Origin of the sequence: Echinicola pacifica DSM 19836 (genome assembly GCF_000373245.1) — a bacterium.
GTDB classification, from domain to species: Bacteria; Bacteroidota; Bacteroidia; order Cytophagales; family Cyclobacteriaceae; genus Echinicola; species Echinicola pacifica.
The window spans coordinates 13,809-30,529 of the sequence record NZ_KB890744.1; the positions used below are offsets into that span (position 1 = coordinate 13,809).

13 protein-coding genes are annotated in these 16,721 nt (G+C 43.9%); 1 reads left to right on the forward strand and 12 read right to left on the reverse strand.

Annotated elements, in window-relative coordinates; all coding sequences use genetic code 11:
• The 5 genes from B050_RS0110445 to B050_RS0110470 form a co-directional block, all read right to left on the reverse strand.
• The gene (locus tag B050_RS0110445; RefSeq protein WP_018473865.1) at nucleotides 1–3,111 is read right to left on the reverse strand and encodes a SusC/RagA family TonB-linked outer membrane protein; all 3,111 of its coding nucleotides are present in this window, start codon (nucleotides 3,109–3,111) and stop codon (nucleotides 1–3) included.
• 798 nt (nucleotides 3,112–3,909) lie between these two features.
• Nucleotides 3,910–4,605, reverse strand: a complete 696-nt coding sequence (locus tag B050_RS0110455) for a hypothetical protein (protein WP_083923265.1) — start codon at nucleotides 4,603–4,605, stop codon at nucleotides 3,910–3,912.
• Nucleotides 4,606–4,796: 191 nt separating this feature from the next.
• Complete coding sequence (locus tag B050_RS0110460) at nucleotides 4,797–5,267, reverse strand: DUF4625 domain-containing protein (protein WP_157492715.1); 471 nt, start codon at nucleotides 5,265–5,267, stop codon at nucleotides 4,797–4,799.
• 124 nt (nucleotides 5,268–5,391) lie between these two features.
• Nucleotides 5,392–5,859 carry a DUF4625 domain-containing protein gene (locus B050_RS0110465; protein WP_157492716.1) on the reverse strand — a complete coding sequence of 156 codons (468 nt, stop codon included), beginning with the start codon at nucleotides 5,857–5,859 and terminating at the stop codon, nucleotides 5,392–5,394.
• A gap of 20 nt (nucleotides 5,860–5,879) precedes the next feature.
• Nucleotides 5,880–8,111 carry a TonB-dependent receptor gene (locus B050_RS0110470; protein ID WP_018473870.1) on the reverse strand — a complete coding sequence of 744 codons (2,232 nt, stop codon included), beginning with the start codon at nucleotides 8,109–8,111 and terminating at the stop codon, nucleotides 5,880–5,882.
• Nucleotides 8,112–8,576: 465 nt separating this feature from the next.
• On the opposite strand from B050_RS0110470, the gene B050_RS0110480 reads away from it, so the two are divergent.
• On the forward strand, nucleotides 8,577–10,160 hold the full coding sequence (locus B050_RS0110480; protein WP_018473872.1) for an arylsulfatase: 1,584 nt from the start codon (nucleotides 8,577–8,579) through the stop codon (nucleotides 10,158–10,160).
• A gap of 53 nt (nucleotides 10,161–10,213) precedes the next feature.
• On the opposite strand, the gene B050_RS0110485 is transcribed toward B050_RS0110480, so the two are convergent.
• The 7 genes from B050_RS0110485 to B050_RS0110520 form a co-directional block, all read right to left on the reverse strand.
• Nucleotides 10,214–10,822, reverse strand: a complete 609-nt coding sequence (locus tag B050_RS0110485) for an SGNH/GDSL hydrolase family protein (protein WP_229802488.1) — start codon at nucleotides 10,820–10,822, stop codon at nucleotides 10,214–10,216.
• Between the two features lie 162 nt (nucleotides 10,823–10,984).
• Nucleotides 10,985–11,131: a hypothetical protein gene (locus B050_RS23440; RefSeq protein WP_018473875.1), complete on the reverse strand. Its 147-nt coding sequence runs from the start codon at nucleotides 11,129–11,131 to the stop codon at nucleotides 10,985–10,987.
• A gap of 340 nt (nucleotides 11,132–11,471) precedes the next feature.
• Entirely contained in the window at nucleotides 11,472–12,275 is an 804-nt protein-coding gene (locus B050_RS0110495) for a haloacid dehalogenase type II (protein ID WP_018473876.1), read from the reverse strand.
• A gap of 376 nt (nucleotides 12,276–12,651) precedes the next feature.
• Nucleotides 12,652–13,218: a carboxymuconolactone decarboxylase family protein gene (locus tag B050_RS0110505; protein WP_018473878.1), complete on the reverse strand. Its 567-nt coding sequence runs from the start codon at nucleotides 13,216–13,218 to the stop codon at nucleotides 12,652–12,654.
• Between the two features lie 71 nt (nucleotides 13,219–13,289).
• On the reverse strand, nucleotides 13,290–13,850 hold the full coding sequence (locus B050_RS0110510) for a TetR/AcrR family transcriptional regulator (protein ID WP_018473879.1): 561 nt from the start codon (nucleotides 13,848–13,850) through the stop codon (nucleotides 13,290–13,292).
• A gap of 182 nt (nucleotides 13,851–14,032) precedes the next feature.
• Nucleotides 14,033–15,259 (reverse strand): PepSY-associated TM helix domain-containing protein, encoded by a 1,227-nt coding sequence (locus tag B050_RS0110515; RefSeq protein ID WP_018473880.1) that lies wholly within the window; start codon nucleotides 15,257–15,259, stop codon nucleotides 14,033–14,035.
• A 214-nt stretch (nucleotides 15,260–15,473) separates the two neighbouring features.
• Entirely contained in the window at nucleotides 15,474–16,709 is a 1,236-nt protein-coding gene (locus B050_RS0110520; RefSeq protein ID WP_157492718.1) for a DUF4374 domain-containing protein, read from the reverse strand.
• Nucleotides 16,710–16,721: the final 12 nt, after the last annotated feature.

The following is a 16,721-nucleotide window of genomic DNA, read 5'->3' on the forward strand; positions in this document are numbered from 1 at the left end:
TTAGAAATTAACATTCACCCCCAATAGGATGGTTAGTGACTGAGGATAAGTTCCCCTATCGATTAGATCGGTAGATTCAGGGTCCAGACCACTGTATTTAGTAAAAGTGAGCAGGTTTTGGCCAGAAATGTAAAATCGCATGCCCGCAATGTCTGATAGCTTTTCTTTGCTTATTGTATAGCCCAACTCAATATTCTTGAGTCTTAGATAAGAGGCATTTTCCACGAAAATATCAGAGATATTACTACTTCCATTATCACTAAAACTTACCCTGGGAATGGTATTCGAACTCCCTTCTCCATCCCAACTGCTGAGTACCCTGTCGGAGAAATTAAATGGTCGGGTGTCATAATCGATGATTTTTTTGAGGTCATTATATCGATCCACACCAGCCACTCCCTGAAATAAAATACTGAAATCAAAGGCTTTATAATTCATATTTACCGTGGTGCCGTAACTGATTTTAGGGTTTGGGTTTCCTATAAAATCGCGGTCATTATCATTGATAAGCCCATTTTGGTCCAGGTCTTTAAATTTTATATCCCCAGCTTGCTGTGCAGGATTTGGAGTGCCAAATAGGTGTTGGCTTACCTCCTCCTCATTTTGGTAGATGCCCTCTTGCACAAAACCATAATAGGCATTCAAGGAATGGCCACGTTGGGTTCTGGTCACATTACCATCCAGATAAGGCAGGTTGGGGTGCAGGCCTGTTACTTCGTTTTTGAGGCTCGCAATATTGCCAGTAATGGAATATTTGAAGATATTATCCCTATTCCGATACGAAAGTGCAAGCTCCAGCCCACTATTAGTTACTTCTCCCGCATTGATAAAAGTGGGAGCCACTTCTCCAACCAGGTTAGGCAGATTAATGGGTAATAGGATATCTGAGGTGGTCTTTTTAAAATAATCAAAGCTTGCGTAAACTTTGTTTTGGTACAAGCCCAAATCAAACCCTATATCCGTCTGCGCAGTGGTTTCCCATTTCAGGTCTGCATTGCCATACCGACTGATCAGATACCTGTCTTGCTCCCTTTTGAATAAAGTCAAATAGGCATAATTTGGAATCTCTTGGTTTCCAAGCTTGCCCCAGCTTCCGCGCAGCTTTAGCTCGGATAGCCAGCTGCTATTCCGTAAAAAATCCTCTTCCGATATCATCCAGCCTGCTGAGAAAGAAGGGAAATATCCCCATTTATTATTGGAAGCAAATCGGGAGGAAGCATCCGCCCGGAAATTCGTGGTGACCATATATCGGTCATTATAGACGTAAGTTCCCGAGCCAAAATAAGAAAACAAGGCCCACTCGGAGGCAAAACCACCATTCCATAAGTCCCGCTCAGTATTTCCAAAATCGATGTATCGGAAGTTTGGGTCAACAAAATCATAACGTCTTCTGGAAGCCCCAAGGTTTTCTGCCTTATTACTTATAAATTCACTTCCCACCAAAGCGGTAATGTAATTCTTACCAAAGGTTTTATCGTAAGTCAGGCTATTATTCCAGGTAATCGTAATTTCCTGCCCTCGGCTTTCATCCAGTCCATTTGGGCGATTTTGCCTACCTAGCCCCTTATCAAATTCATTTCCTCCTCCATCATCATCACCATAGTTGACACCAAATACCTTATTATGAAAAAAGTTGACATCAGCCCCTAGATTGGTCCTGAAGTTCAGTGACTTGTCCTTCAAAAAGGAATATTCTCCAAATATATTTCCAAAGGTTTTAAATGTTGACCGTACATCATCGGTAAAATAAGCCAAGGCTATAGGATTCTGACTCAACTCATACTTTGAACTTTCGTAAGTCGAGGGATTTCTATAGAATGGCAGATCAGTAAATGGATTTTCCGGACTATAAGTGGGGTCCTCCGCACTTTTGTAAACAGGTATAATCGGCGGCCTCAAGAAAGCATGCCGGATGATCCCCGGAGAGTCACCGCTGGAGGATATCTTATCCTGCTGGACATAACTTATTTGCAAATTCATCCCCACAGTAAGCCTGTCGGTCAATTTTGACTTCACATTTGATCGAAGATTGATCCTATTATATAGGTCATTATCAAAGACCACTATTCCATTTTGCTTAAAATACCCTGCTGAGATCAAATAAGATGTTTTATCATTACTTCCTGAAGCAGAAAAATCCACATTATTGGTTCGGCCTAATTCAAATAACTCATCAAGGTAGTTGACATCTCCAAAATCACTTCTTCCCAGGTCCGCGGTGTAAGGATTGACGCCGCCATATCCAGCATTATCCCAAGCCTTCTCCACGGTCTGCATATACTGACCTGCATTTAGCAAGGTGGGCAAATTGGTTACTTTCTGTATGCCACTGTAATAATTTACCTTGAAGTGATTCCCTTCCGTGCCACTTTTGGTGGTGATCACTACCACCCCACCTGAAGCCCTCGATCCATATATCGAAGCCGCAGCAGCATCTTTAAGCACCGTCATGGAAGCTATATCTGAGGGGTTCAGGAAATTAATATCCCGACTCGGAACTCCGTCAATCACGTAAAGAGGGTTATTGTTTCCGATGGTTCCATTGCCCCGAATACGGATTTCTACTTCATCTCCAGGTGCTCCCGTGCTTTGAGTAATCTGTACACCTGCCACCTGTCCCTGAAGGGCCTGAGTGACATTGGGCACCCTTCTGTTCTCCAGATTCTCAATATTTACTGGTGCAACAGCTCCTGAAATGGTGGCCCCCTTCTGAGACCTATACCCCACCACGACCATCTCATCCAAGTCAGCAATATCCTCCTCTAGATTTATCCGACCGACCTTGGGATCGGAGACAAGGAGCTCCTGACTGACAAATCCCACGAAGGAAAATACTAAAACTGCATCCTGCTGACTCACCTCTATGGCATATTTTCCCTCCATATCCGTCACTGTCACATTCGCAGTCCCCTTGACCATCACCGTCACCCCAGGTAGCGGAAGCTGATCCGTGCTGCTAAATACGACTCCTTCCACCCTCTCCCTAGGTGCAGTATTCTGCACATCCTGCGGCATCTCTAAGGCTACCACCGCTTGAAAATCGATCGAGAGCAAAATTAAAATCCCCAATAGGACCAGCGCTCTCGCCTTTTTGATAATTAATTGCTTCATATCATTTTGGGCTTAAATAAAATTTAGTAAAACGTTTTATCAATTGTAGAATAAAAAACAACACTTATTAGATGTTGTCAAATACCTAAACAATTACGAGCCTTAATATAACACTATCTTTCTATCCAGCACCATAATTTCAATTAAATATGTTTTTTAATTTAAAAATACAGAAAATTTTATTTATCCTCCAACCTAACAAAAATTGATAAACCTCCCACACTCCTTGATTGATCCAATAAATTTTCATTACTTTCACCTCACTCTTCCCTACTAACTTTTCCAAAATTCCAATTTCAAATGAAGTAAATCTCAAAGAACCTTAGCATCCAATAATCACCCTAATTGACACTATACCCTAAAAACCAATACATTATAGTATAATCCCGCTATAATCCCCTTAGCAATACAGGGAATTATTGAACTACTATTTTGAGAGAAAAGTCAATGGCGGCAAGTAAACATCACCTACTAAAAAAAAGCAATTTATTATTCAAGAGTATCTCCTGAGATGAGGATATACTTAGCTTTCACACCTATAAAAGGAATATAACACGAGTCCAATCTAATATAAAAAACATATCTAATTCAACTAAATAATTTTAAATTTAGGACTCTATCCCTAGACTAATAGTAATAAAATAAGTAAAAAAGATAAGGTCCCTTCTGATCAGAAATCAGAAGGGACCCTTAATTAATCACTTCCTCTCTAAAAGGTGGATACCAGAAACCCAATTCATCCTTTAATTTTTAAAGTTAAAGGATGAAAAGCTTTCAATCCCCTTTCCCCTATCTCGCTTAATGCTCATGGTCCTCCTCTGAGGCATGAATCTCAAAGTTCAACTTCAGGATATCTGAGCCTGCAAAGGCTTCTGCATAATCAGACCTGTTCCAGTCGGAGCGCTCCACAGTTGACTTTGTGGCAGGATCGGTGAATTTTCTCATAATAAAGGTTACCGCATGAGTCTGGGCTGAATTGGAATGACCTAGGGTAAAATACGTCAGCACTCCCGTCGTTTCATACTTTCCATCCACCAGCGTACCCTCACCATACTCCTTTTCACGGGCTTGGAATATCGCTCCGGACTCATCCTCTGTGTCCGCATTTAATAGTATATTTCCACCCACCAGGAAGGCCTTATACTGATCGGCCGTCTCTTTGTTCTGGACAAAATCGCCCTCTACCCGATTCCCAGCATAATCCCAGGCTTCTAAGGCCACTTTATAGATCCCATCCGGATCCAAATGGAGATGACCGCCAGAACTGGCATTTCCCAAAGCATCAAATTCTATCACCTGCGACTCGCCCTCCACCGCATCATCAATCCCGTGAAAGTGATCTCCATGTGCGCCTAATCCCTCTCCACCAGATATCTCCGTAAATATCAGACTCGCTTTCTCTATCCCTTCCTCAGGAATCACCGGGCTATCCTCATCTGTACACGAAAACCCTAAAACTGCAAATGCTAAACTGGCAATAATAACTTTTCTCATTCTTTTCATTTTTGTTATAGTTTGAATTTTAATTGGTTATGTAATTAATACTATTATTCGCAACAATGTTGCATATTATTTTTTTGGCAATAATTCCCCCTTCCTAGGGAATATCCCTAGGATTAGGTAAGTCTTACTCATAAGTGCAGACACCTGAAAACCGATGAATCTATAAGACCTTCAGTACTATTTTATTGAATCTGTAAACTGATCCCTTTCAGGCTTTGCCAGCCTTCATGATCTGTCAACTTGACTAGGAAATGATAATCTCCCGGATCAATATCTTCGGGCACGGAAATACTGAGCTCCGCCTCATAGGTAGTTTTCCCTGCGGGAATGGCATGGCTTTCGATTAGCAAAAAGGGATTCACAGGAGTTTTGGTAGGCATCATATCGCAGTCATTCACCTCTGTGCTATGCGTATGATGGTCAAAATTGTGATGAATATCCAAGCTGAAGGAACCGAGTTGGAAATTATCAGAAAACCGGGCCCTGAATATAAAGTCCTCGCCCCGCTTCACTAGAGCGCATTGGCTGGGGAAAGCCTCTGCAAAATCCATCGATATCTCTGGATATTGAGTATCCACAGCGTCATTTTCCGTACAGGATCCTAGGCCAAATACTATCATTATTAGCAGAATTGCCGATTGTTTTATTCTCATCCTCTTTTGTTTAGCAATTGTTTTATTGTTTTAATAATCAGGTCAACAAAGAAAAAATGGCTTTCTTTATCCTCCTCTTCCAGACCTTATTGAGGGGGGTAGAATTCTCACTGAAAGTTTAGCGCTAATCGGAGGACGGGTTTTCTGCTGCCCGCACCTGGACGAGATAGGACTCTTCCATCAGGGATCCATTTTGGTCCTTTATATAGAGGGTAAAGAGATATTCTCCCTCCACCGCAGCTGCAGGAATCATAAAATGCTTATGGACAGTGGTGTTTTTGAGGCCTTCAAACTCCTCCCACTGGATCTCAAAATTCCAGGGAGCGTCATAAAGCTTATCGGCTTGCTGCTCGATGCGTACCCCCACGGATTCGATCAGGTTTTCGGCGAGAACCTGGACATTGAGATGGAAATCCTGCCCGATGGTCAGCGTCCTATTATCCCCTGATCCTATCTCCAGCTCACTGAAGGAGGCGGGCCGTGGCTCCATATCTTCCTCCTGGCTACAGGAAAAAACAGCACCTAGTCCGATACCTATAAAAAGAGGAAGCCAATAAACGTTTTTGTTCAGGGGTACAAAGCGATTTTTCATGCGATACATTATTAAATTATTTAAAGTTGAAAGGGAATCAAAAGGGAAAAAACGAGGTTTCGACCTTGCTCAGGCAGGTCTATCAGTCGATAGAAACTAGTATGATTCATATAGCCTGTGTTTAATACATTTTGCACTTGGAAGTTCAGGGTCATTTGCTGGCCCCAGAAGATCAGATCTCCCCCTCCTTTGATGCTTAGCAGCTGGTAAGCCGGGCTAGTTTTTTCTGGTGGGACAATCCGATTTTGCCTCGCGGTAAGGCGATAATCGATTCCTATAAAAGGGGCTGTAAGCCAAGCGGTGGACCTAAACGACTTTTCTATCCCAGCGATCATGGAGGCGGGAGGAGAAAATGGCAGTGAATACCCCTTCTTTGACCCACTGACCTGCTGGCTATACAAAACCTCCCCTCCAAGGTCCAGATGTAATTGGGGTAACAGCCGGAAGTCCACATGAAATTCTGCCCCATACCGAATCACCTGCGCTTGCTGATAATTAAAAACCTGATTTCCAGCACCGTACAAATAATCGTAGGCAGCACTGGGGTTGAGGTAGATATAATTGGTGAAATAATTGAGGTAGGGGCTGAAATCAAAGGTCAGTTTCTCCGTCTGATAATTCGCCTCCAGGTCCAGCTGAAAAGAGCGCTCAGGATCCAAATTCGCATTACCTCTTTCGAATCTATAATAATGATAATTGACGCCATTTGCTCCCAACTCCTGGGCAAGAGGAACCCGATAGGCTGTACCAAAACTGCCCTTATAAGTCCATGTTCCGGGCGTATAAGTCAAGCCAATCGATCCCACTATACTGCTAAACTGCCGCTCCAACTCATTCGCCCGATAGAGATAATCTCCAGGGGTAGGTGAAGCCGAGGTGCTTGAAGGAAACCAATCTTGATAAGCCTCAATATTAATTTTATGATAATCAAATCTGGCGGCGACCTCGATCAGCCACTGCTCCGTCCACCGCCATTTGTCCAGCGCATACAGTCCAATAGCTCGTTTTTCATGAGCAGGAATCAAAAACCCCCAACCTCCAATTTTATTTCTCTGATATTCCGCGCCAAGACCCACTTGCAGCTGATGGCGATTCAGGAACCAATCTGACCGCGCATTGAGGATGCCCGTTGACTTATCAAAAGCCCGCTCCAAATCCGCTGGATCGCTACGATCTGAAGGATAATTGGCTGGCATAAAACCATGATTGACATATTGGCCCCATTCGCTGCGATCGTTGATTTGCCATCCCATATCCAGTTCCAATAGAGCTTTATCAAAGGTAAACCTTAGCTGATCCGCCACTTTCAGGTGACTTACCTCCTGCATCGGCAGCAGAATATCTGTGGAAGACTGATCATGCAGCTCAGTATTCACCGCCCGAGGCTCGAGCCCATGGGCATTGGCAAAGAATCCAGCTCTGGTACTTACCCGGGATAGGCTAAGGACATTGCGTAGTCTGGATGTTTTATAACCCCAGTTGAAAGCCCAATTCTGCTCAGTTCCGGCGGTATTCCTCACCCTATTTTGATCCAAAGCCACAGGATAATTATATACATGTACAGTGTCCGCGGGCACCCTAAAGTCACCATAAGTGGCTGCCGTCAGCCTTGCCTCCAGCCACCAATGGTCCGAGGTATAATAGATGTGGCCAGACCCGCCGGCCCAATTCATATTCGACTGAGTTCCCATGGACAGCTCACCACCAGCGGTATTTCTTTCCGGATAGTTGGATGCCTGGATATCCAGCACCCCTCCAATGGCATCCGAGCCATAGCGCACCGATGCAGGTCCCTTAATCAAAATAACCTCGCCAATTCCGTACTGATCCACCTCTAAGCCATGATCTGCGCCCCACTGCTGCCCCTCATGCTTCAGGCCATGCTCCACCACCATCACCCTATTGAACCCCAGCCCTCTTATCTGTGGCTTGGAGGCCCCGGAGCCCACGCCTATGCTGCTGATCCCCGGAATTCGCTCCAGGGACTTCATCAGACTGCCTGACCTATTTCTCCTTATAAAATCCTCTGAAATAAATGAAATAATAGACACCTCTTCTCTCCTGCGCTGAGCGCCTAAACCCTCAACCGTCACCTCCTCCAGCTCTACTAACCCGCTAGGCAGTTCAAGCACCGAAGTATCCCTTGGGGCGGTTTTGACTGGCATGTCCAGACTTGACCTAGCCAGCTCCTTAGCCTCCGCTGAGCCAGTAGATATCCAGAAAAATGATAAAAAGCCTAAAACAAAATTCATAAACAAAACTCATTATATGCAACAGTGTTGCAAATATAGAAATTAGCATTTATGAAACAATGTTGCAATTAGAAAAATTAGAAGAAATTACTGAGGAGCTTGATGAAATATGGCTAAAGCAAGCAGGTAAATCGTTTATTTATATAAGGATAAGGACGGGGAAATTGAAAATTGACCAGTAATAACATTCCCCGCATAAATCAGGAATCCATCTCCAAAATTCCCTAATTTTGGATTTAGGCGTCACAAGACCTTTATAAGTGGAAACCAAAGTTCTTAAAATCATTCCCATCAAAATCCTAATGGGCAGCAGGCCTAGGCTACGATTTTGGGATTATAAAGAGTTCGTTGGGGCTTTATTAGTTTATTGTGGTAATATGAGGGGCATTTAGAAGCCAATGCCTCCACCTCGCCGAAGACATTTACCCTTATATTTTGAATAAAAACAATATTTACCTCCATAAAATGACCTTAAAACACTATATCAGAATGCCCCTTTTGGGCCTATTATTAATGCATTGTTTCTCCTCATGGGGACAGACCAATAGGGATTCGAATCGCCCAAATATTATCCTTATCTATGCGGATGATCTAGGCCGGGGATTGCTTTCCGGAGAGGGCCAGGGGATCATCAAAACCCCACATATCGACCAGCTGGCTCAGGAGGGAATGCGATTTGAGAATGCTTATGGGAGTATGCTTTGTGCGCCAGCACGAGCCAGCCTGATCACTGGCTACCATGATGCGCATGGAGATCGCTGGAGAATCACCCAAGGGGGGATTTACAAAAAGATTTCTACCGGCGAAATGACCCAGGACGCTATCGAAACCATGGTAAACGAGCAGATTGGGAGTATTCCAGAGGAAGAGGTTTTCCTTCCTCAGGTGCTCCGGGAAGCAGGATATACCACGGGAGAAATCGGCAAATTGGAATGGGGATTTGCGACTACGGACCAGGAAATGAAGCGTCACGGATGGGACTATTATTATGGCTATTTAGATCATGAGCGGTGTCATGGATTTTATCCTCCATTTTTATTTGAAGATGGTCATCTTATAGAAATCGAGGGAAATACCCTCGTAAACTGTGGCAAAAGCATAGAACATGAGACGCCAGAAGCCTATGCAGAGCGCTGGAATATGGAAGGAAAAGCGCAGTATTCGCAAAACCTGTTTTTAGAAAAAATACTGGACTTCATACGGGACAATAAAGATCAACCTTTTTTCCTTTATCACCCTACCCAACTTCCTCACGGCCCAGTATCCATCCCGGAAGTGGCCGAGGAATACCTGCATGATGATCGTCTCACTCCAATCGAAAAAGAATATGCCTCCATGGTAAAGATGCTGGATGACCATGTGGGTATCATTATGGCCGAGCTGAAAGCCCTGGGGATTGATGACAATACCATGGTGATTTTCACCTCTGATAATGGGCACGAAATCTATTATTCCCAGGAAGGACGTATCCTCAAACCGGTGAGGAATATGCAAACGGGGAAGTTTTTTGATGATGTCAATACCAAATATTATAGCGAACTGGCCGGAGATGTCTTCGATGGCAATGACGGCATGGCCGGAGTAAAACGTAGCAACTGGGAAGGTGGAGTGCGCGTACCGCTGATCGCCCGATGGCCAGGCAAAATCAAGGCTGGCGCCAGCTCTGAGGCCTTGGTAACCAATTATGATTTCATGGCAACTATGGCAGACCTCGTGGGATCTGCCCTTCCGCCCAATAAGGATGGCCTTTCTTACCTGCCTGAATTGCTGGGCAAGAAAGTGGAAGAACATGATTATATCGTCTATTCCTCCTTTATGGGACCTGCTTTGGTCACTAATGAAGGGTGGAAAATCCGCTATTTCTCCAAAAAAGACCTTTATCAGCTCTATTATTTACCTGACGACTATCGGGAAGAAAATAATATCATCGCTATGAATCCAGAAAAAGCAGAGGAACTCAAAAAACCCCTAATCGAAGAATGCGAAGGAGATCTGGACAATGGCCTTTTCCAAAACAATAAGTCCATCGTCACTTACCCCTCTCATTAATCAGCTTCCTCCTTCATGACTTCAAAAGATGCCTGGTGATTGCGGATGAACCCTTATTTCATCCGCTCTGCCAAAGCCTTCTGAAGTTGTGAAGTGATTTTTTGGCTAATCTGCTCATATCCCTCCTTGGAATAATGAACATCATCAGGGCCGTTTCCAGCGGTTTTGTGGATCTTTTTGGTCCATGAATAAATATCATTGACCTCAATATCATTTTCCCGCATGATCCGCTTCGCCACTTTATTATACCGCTGGGCATCCTTATCAAACCTGCCAGGCTCCTCTTTGGGTACATAGCTGGTGGTGACAAAAATCAGTTTGGCATCGGACCTTTCCTTAAGGATGGACACCAAAGCCCTCAAATTACGCTCATACTCCTCCAGGGAGGCCGTCAGCGTCCCATTGACCTTGTCTCTATCCATCTGAGCATCCCTATAGCACAGGTCCCATAAGCCCCAGTTGAACTGGATGATATCAAATTCCTCAGCTCCCAGCCACTCCTCAATATGAGCCAGGCCATTGGCGGTAAATTTAGCATTGCCAGCATTATGGGTGACCTGAGCCTTTCCCTGAAAATAATCCGCCACAAAGGGGGTATAACCTATGGAAATAGAGTCCCCAATGATGAGTATTTTTGGCTTTTCAGATTGGCTGAAGCTCATTAGCATGAGCAAAATTATACTGCTTAAAAGAAAACGCTTCATCATAATACTATTAATAGGTTCATTAAAAATTAAAAATAAGTATTCCCAGCCAAAAACCGGGGTTTTGAACCAGTATTTTACCCTTACTCTATCTATTAGAATACTGCTCCAATAGTAGGTCTAAGAACTCAAACTGATCATAAAAACCGAGCAGCATAAGGGTACCTCCTCAGCATTTGCCGAATATAAATCTCCATCCAATCCGGCCTTTTTGTTCTTCCCCGAAAGCTCGGTGGCAGTGATCAATTGTACTTCCCTCTGCTTCATTTTTGAGTTTAAAGCCTAATAAGGACTCTATTAATAGCGGGGAATATGAAATCTATACAACAAAAGAAAGGGCTTATCACAGGGTAAAAATCAAAAAGGCATAGCACTTTTCATAAAGAGCTATGCCTTCTTTTTTTGCTAAAGTCTGGGAGCCATTCGGAAATCAAGGCCATGAATTGGTCTGAATAGAAATCAAATGGCTATTCGCCAAAACCCTCATGCTAATGGGTATCCTCTAAAAGGATGGTTCTACTGAAATCTATCAGTTGAAAGTGAGAAGTCACCGCCATATAATCAATATAGAATTCAGGCCTTCATTCCTTTATGCTGCCTATATGGATTAAAGTTTGACCAGCTTCCTGGCTATTTTTAGCAGATCAGTCTCTACGATTTCCGGTGTTGGAGCGAGAGGAAAGAGCTGTTTTCCTGGTCTAGCGATAAAGGCAGCTCTCCATCCGGCCCACTGCGCCCCGGCGACATCCCAGCCATGAGCAGCGACCAGCATGGATTCAGCTGGGGCTATACCTAGCTTTTTCGATGCCCATTGGTAGGTTTCGGAAAAAGGCTTAAATTTCCCTACATCCTCCACGCTCAGTCTTTCGTCAAAATACTCCAGCAAGCCGGCGTATTCAAATTGATTTTTCACCCCTGCATTGGAGGAGTTGGTAAAAGAAACCAACTTATACCCATCTGCACGAAGCATTTCCAAGGCTTCTTTCACCTCTGGATGAGCGGGCAAGGATTGCAGGGCTTTGGAGATCACCTTACGTGCCTCCTCCTCGGAGATATCGATATCATGATTGGCAGCCACCATCTGCAAGGCTGCGGCACCAATATGGCCAAAGTGCTCATACTGACCCGAAGCAGAGACCACCAGAGAATATTGCAGCATAGTCGTAAACCACAGTGATAGTAATTCAGATCGTCCTTCCAAGGCCTCACTCACGGTTTCTTTCATCGCCGTAAGGTCCAATAAGGTTTCATTGACATCAAAAAACAAGACCTTTGGGCGGCCGATAATGAGTGGATTCTTAGCGCTATTTGTGGTATTTGCCATCATAAGATTTGGGATTATAAGTCCAGAGGATCCGAGGATCCCTAATTTCTTGATAAACGAACGTCGTTGTTCTTCAGTATTTTTCATAATTCGTTGAATTGCCTAAAATTTGCTGTCTCTCGTCATATAAAGTCTAGCGATTAGCCTTGTCATGGGATTCTCCTGAGCCTAGTCTACAATGGGTGGAATCCCCAAAGATCATGCTTACAAAGTAATTTGGTGGTGGAAAATGCGTCCGGATGGACCTGCCAAGATAACCCCATTCAAATGGAAATCGCCTTTAAATAGGCAATTTCCTTACCTCACACCACCTCTTAATAGGTACCACAACTTCTATACCCCTGAAATCAGCATTAGGAAGTTATATAATATACTATTTAGGGCCTTAGGATAATTGATTTTGTCCTAAACCAATTAAAATTAAAATGGCACTGATCGCTGGGATCAGTGCCATTGAAAAAGATTACTTCTTCCATGCATATTTTTCAAATGCCTTATCCGAAGGAGTTTCAGCGATATGATTGGTATAGTTACTGATCACCTTTTGGGACAAGCCAAGGATGATATCCAGTAAGTTGGTCTGATTATAGCCCGCATCAAAGAACTTTTGACTTACCTCTTCAGAGATGAAGCCTCTATCCTTTACGATTGCCAAAGTGGTTTCGTGAAGAACCTGAAGCTTCTCGGTGGGCAGCTCAGTTTTATTTCTAAGAGCATCGATGATCTCTTGATCCACCTTCATGGAGTGAGCAATGGCGGTGTGAGCAGGCACACAATAATGGCATTCGTGCTCCACATTGATGGTCTGCCATACCACGGTAAGCTCATCAGCGTCGAAGCTAGAATTGGAAAATAACTCATGTAGCCTCTGATAGGCCTCTAAAAGTTGTGGAGACCCCGCCAATACCCCATGGAGGTTGGGCACATAGCCATAAGCATCCTTAGATTTCTGCAATAAAGGCTTGCTCTTTTCCGGTGCTGAATCGATCGTGTGTACTGTCAGTTGGTCTTTCTTTTCGGTAGTGCTCATAATAGTATTTGGTTTTATATAATGAAAATTTTATTTCTAAACGATTAGTTAGTTATTGAATAAAAATAAGGTTAGCCCTTATTAAATATAGATTCTATATAGGTACTGATTTGATCCTTAGTGAAGATCTTTGAGGATGAAGCAAGGCCAAACATAGAGATAATATAATAGTCCGCTTTCGACTCAATATCATCAGGACTTAGACCTTCTTTACTTAAAGCTTCGGCAAATACCGCACGCACCTCATTCATGAACTTAAGCAGCACGGCTTTGATTTCGGGCTCGGCATTATCGCCCAATTCATTGGCTGTATTGGTAATCAAACAACCCTTAGGGCTATTTTCATCTCTGGAAAACTCCAGAAAATCATAGAAATATTCCTTGATTCCTTCGATCCCTTTATCAGATACCAGCAGCTTCTCAAGGAGGACATTCAGTTTCTGCTTATAGCAATTAAGACATTCAACGAATACCCCATTCTTACTCCCAAAACTGGAATAAATAGAGAATTTATTAATCCCCATTTCTTTCTCCAAACGCTGCATGGAAGTGGTTTCATAGCCATTCTTCCAAAATAAGGCCATCGCTTTTTCAATTACTTCCTCTTCCAGGTACTCTTTTTTACGTGCCATTGATTAAGCTAACGGGAATAACTAACTGAATGTTTAGAAAAGAGTATACTTTTTTTAAAAATCAGCATTCATAAAAACAGCAATCCACCTATAACAAATTGATAATCAATAAACTATACGATAATAGGGATCTATAAATAATAATAGATGAACCTAAAAATAAGAGGGAGGCTGAGTCTCCCTTATTCCATAATAATCATTGTTTTGGGTTTTTGGACTTTCGACCGAGGGATAGTTTTGGCTCGGCCTTGGTTATTTTTACGGGGTTTTCCTTTCTTTTTCTTACCCCACCAGATGATAAAGCCCGTAATCGGTAAACTGCCAGAAATAATGCAGACTAGAAAAGCGATAATCTTGGTCCAGATCCCCCCGATAAGGCCTAAGTGCAGATCATAGTTTAAGCGCATCAGTTGCTCCCCTCCATTGGCCTCATTATAAGGCAGCCCTGCTTTCAATAGTTTTAAACTATGCTGTTCGTAATGATAATCGATTTTTCTAAAAGTACTTATCAGACTTGGATTGACCTGTAAGTTCCAGACGCCGGCCTCGCCACGCGGATAAAACATACTAAATCGGTTCTCTTCCACATCAAGACCTGATGTAACTAGCTTGCTAAATAAAATATCTTCCTCCAAAACACCCTCCTTGGCCATCAAAGTGGTATCTGAACTAAACCGATCAAATACCTCCTTCTCCCCTGCCGAGCCGACCCAATATACAGAGCTGCGGAACCAGTCCATGCCATAGACCATCCCCGTCAGGCCCAGCACGAGGGCGATCAAAAGGGAGTAAAAGCCGATTACATTATGTAGATCATAATTGAGACGCTTTGGGCTGGCGGGCCATTTCACCTTGAAGCTAGCATTTTTGGTGGCGCGGGTCCACTTTTTGGGCCACCAAAGCACCAAGCCGGTGATCAGTGTGATGACAAAAATCAAGGTACTATAAGCCACGACGGGCTTCCCTATAGGCCGAGGCAGCCAAAGCTGGTAATGCCCCATCAGCATAAATCTAAAAAAGTCATCATTTAATTTCCGAAGGTGCAGCACCTCCGCAGTATAGGGATTGACCAGCACCTGGCGGTAATTCCTTCGATCTTGGTAATAAGGTACCATGGCGCTTCGTCCTTCCCCTCTATACATCACGCCATACACGCTTGGGAAGCCATATTCCTGCTTCACCGCCTCTGCCAGCACGGATGGAGGCAATAGCTCCTGTCCTTCCGATGCCTGCACTGTTTCATATGGCTCCAACAGCAAGCGTATTTCATCCTCAAAAGTAAGGGCTGCAGCAGTAAGGCTCACCAAAACCACCACGATGCCCGACACCAAACCAAGCCACAGATGCAGCCAAGCTGATATTCTATAAAATAAGGAGCGATTTTTTACTGTTTTCTTTTTCTTAAGCATACCGAAAAGAGACTTGGCGTGAGGAATTGGGACTAGAAGTTTAGCATTAATTAAAATGCTAATCTTCCCTTAATGAGAGATATGGCGAGGAACTTGTCTACTTTAATAGGAGAGTTTTGGCCTACCCATCACAAGGTGGTTTAGCCTTGTTTATGGATAAAAATGAAGAAGAATGACCAATTGAACCCGGGAGTCCAATTGGTCAATACCTTTCTTATTCGGCGACAGCGAGTCGGCTGATGGCTGTGATGGTGCCACCTTCCACTTTTAGCCCTCGGCTGGCAGTGGCAGACTGTGCATCCACCTGATAGACATAGGATCCCTCAGTGGTGGTGAAGCCAATGAAGGCCGTTTTGCCATCCATAAGGGAGTAATTATTGGTGGTGACATTGGTGATTTCTTCCACTGCAGGAGTACCGCTCACCCAGGTGAAGGTTTCGTCATACACATTGAGTATTCCCAATCTTTTCCCAGTGGTATAGGCACCTTTTTCGTTGTGCATAAACACTACGAAATTGCCTAGGCCAAGATAAGTCTGGTTGGTGACATGATATCCGTCAGCCACATCCTCCACATTGAAATAATAATCCTGGTCAAACTCCGTCTCGCCTGCTTTTATCCGCACAAAAGCAGAGGGGCTGGTGGAGGTAGCGACCCCATTGCTGGTGGCCACGGCGGAGGAGAAGGCATAGGCATCTCCGTTTTCTACTTCTACAAGTCCATTGGTAAAATACCTGCCGATATAGCTAATTCTATTGTCCTTGATCACTTTTTCCAAATTCATAGAGGGATAGTCATACACGGCTACCCAGGCGCTATCAGGGTAAGAAGTCCCGAAAGTATCATTGCAGCAACCTTTGATGCTCATATAGGGGGCATATACCTTTTCGCCCACCTGAGTAAGCCAGGTAAAATGTGCTCTTTCTCCATTGGAAGCGACATCCACGATATTCGTCAGGCCATTGGCTTTGATCTGCAGCAGATCGGTATCCAGCTGATACCAAGAGGCATCCTCTGCTCCACTACGAGGAATTTTCATCATCAGGATATCATCATTCACCGGTGCAAACACCTGTACGGTCTCAGACTGGAAATCTGACAATTTCTGCAAGGCCCCATTTTCATCCAGCTGATAGGTGGTGACCGCTCCAGGATTCCCCTGTCCATAGAGCAGGCTGAAGAACTTATTATTATTGGTTACATAATAGCGGTAAGTCCCATCCTGCTCGATGCCATTACCCACAGTACTGATGGTACCAGAGCTAAGATCCTCAGCCGTAAGCAGATAATCAGCCACTCCCTCCGAGGTGGTCGGGGTGGATGCGATTATATACCTAGCCTGCACATCCTCTCCCGGGGTCACCGTAGGCTTTTCATCTTCACTACATCCAAACATCCCAAATGCGGCCAGAGCAGCTGCTCCGACACAATAATTAAATTTCACTTTCATAATTTTCACTTG

Coding starts and splice junctions, on each gene's coding strand:
- B050_RS0110465 (WP_157492716.1), bottom strand. CDS start 5,859: ATGAAAAATCGCTTTGTACCCCTGAACAAAAACGTTTATTGGCTTCCT.
- B050_RS0110510 (WP_018473879.1), bottom strand. CDS start 13,850: ATGGCACGTAAAAAAGAGTACCTGGAAGAGGAAGTAATTGAAAAAGCG.
- B050_RS0110455 (WP_083923265.1), bottom strand. CDS start 4,605: ATGAGAAAAGTTATTATTGCCAGTTTAGCATTTGCAGTTTTAGGGTTT.
- B050_RS0110470 (WP_018473870.1), bottom strand. CDS start 8,111: ATGAATTTTGTTTTAGGCTTTTTATCATTTTTCTGGATATCTACTGGC.
- B050_RS0110460 (WP_157492715.1), bottom strand. CDS start 5,267: ATGAGAATAAAACAATCGGCAATTCTGCTAATAATGATAGTATTTGGC.
- B050_RS0110480 (WP_018473872.1), top strand. CDS start 8,577: ATGACCTTAAAACACTATATCAGAATGCCCCTTTTGGGCCTATTATTA.
- B050_RS0110505 (WP_018473878.1), bottom strand. CDS start 13,218: ATGAGCACTACCGAAAAGAAAGACCAACTGACAGTACACACGATCGAT.
- B050_RS0110485 (WP_229802488.1), bottom strand. CDS start 10,822: ATGAGCTTCAGCCAATCTGAAAAGCCAAAAATACTCATCATTGGGGAC.
- B050_RS0110445 (WP_018473865.1), bottom strand. CDS start 3,111: ATGAAGCAATTAATTATCAAAAAGGCGAGAGCGCTGGTCCTATTGGGG.
- B050_RS23440 (WP_018473875.1), bottom strand. CDS start 11,131: ATGAAGCAGAGGGAAGTACAATTGATCACTGCCACCGAGCTTTCGGGG.
- B050_RS0110495 (WP_018473876.1), bottom strand. CDS start 12,275: ATGAAAAATACTGAAGAACAACGACGTTCGTTTATCAAGAAATTAGGG.
- B050_RS0110515 (WP_018473880.1), bottom strand. CDS start 15,259: ATGCTTAAGAAAAAGAAAACAGTAAAAAATCGCTCCTTATTTTATAGA.
- B050_RS0110520 (WP_157492718.1), bottom strand. CDS start 16,709: ATGAAAGTGAAATTTAATTATTGTGTCGGAGCAGCTGCTCTGGCCGCA.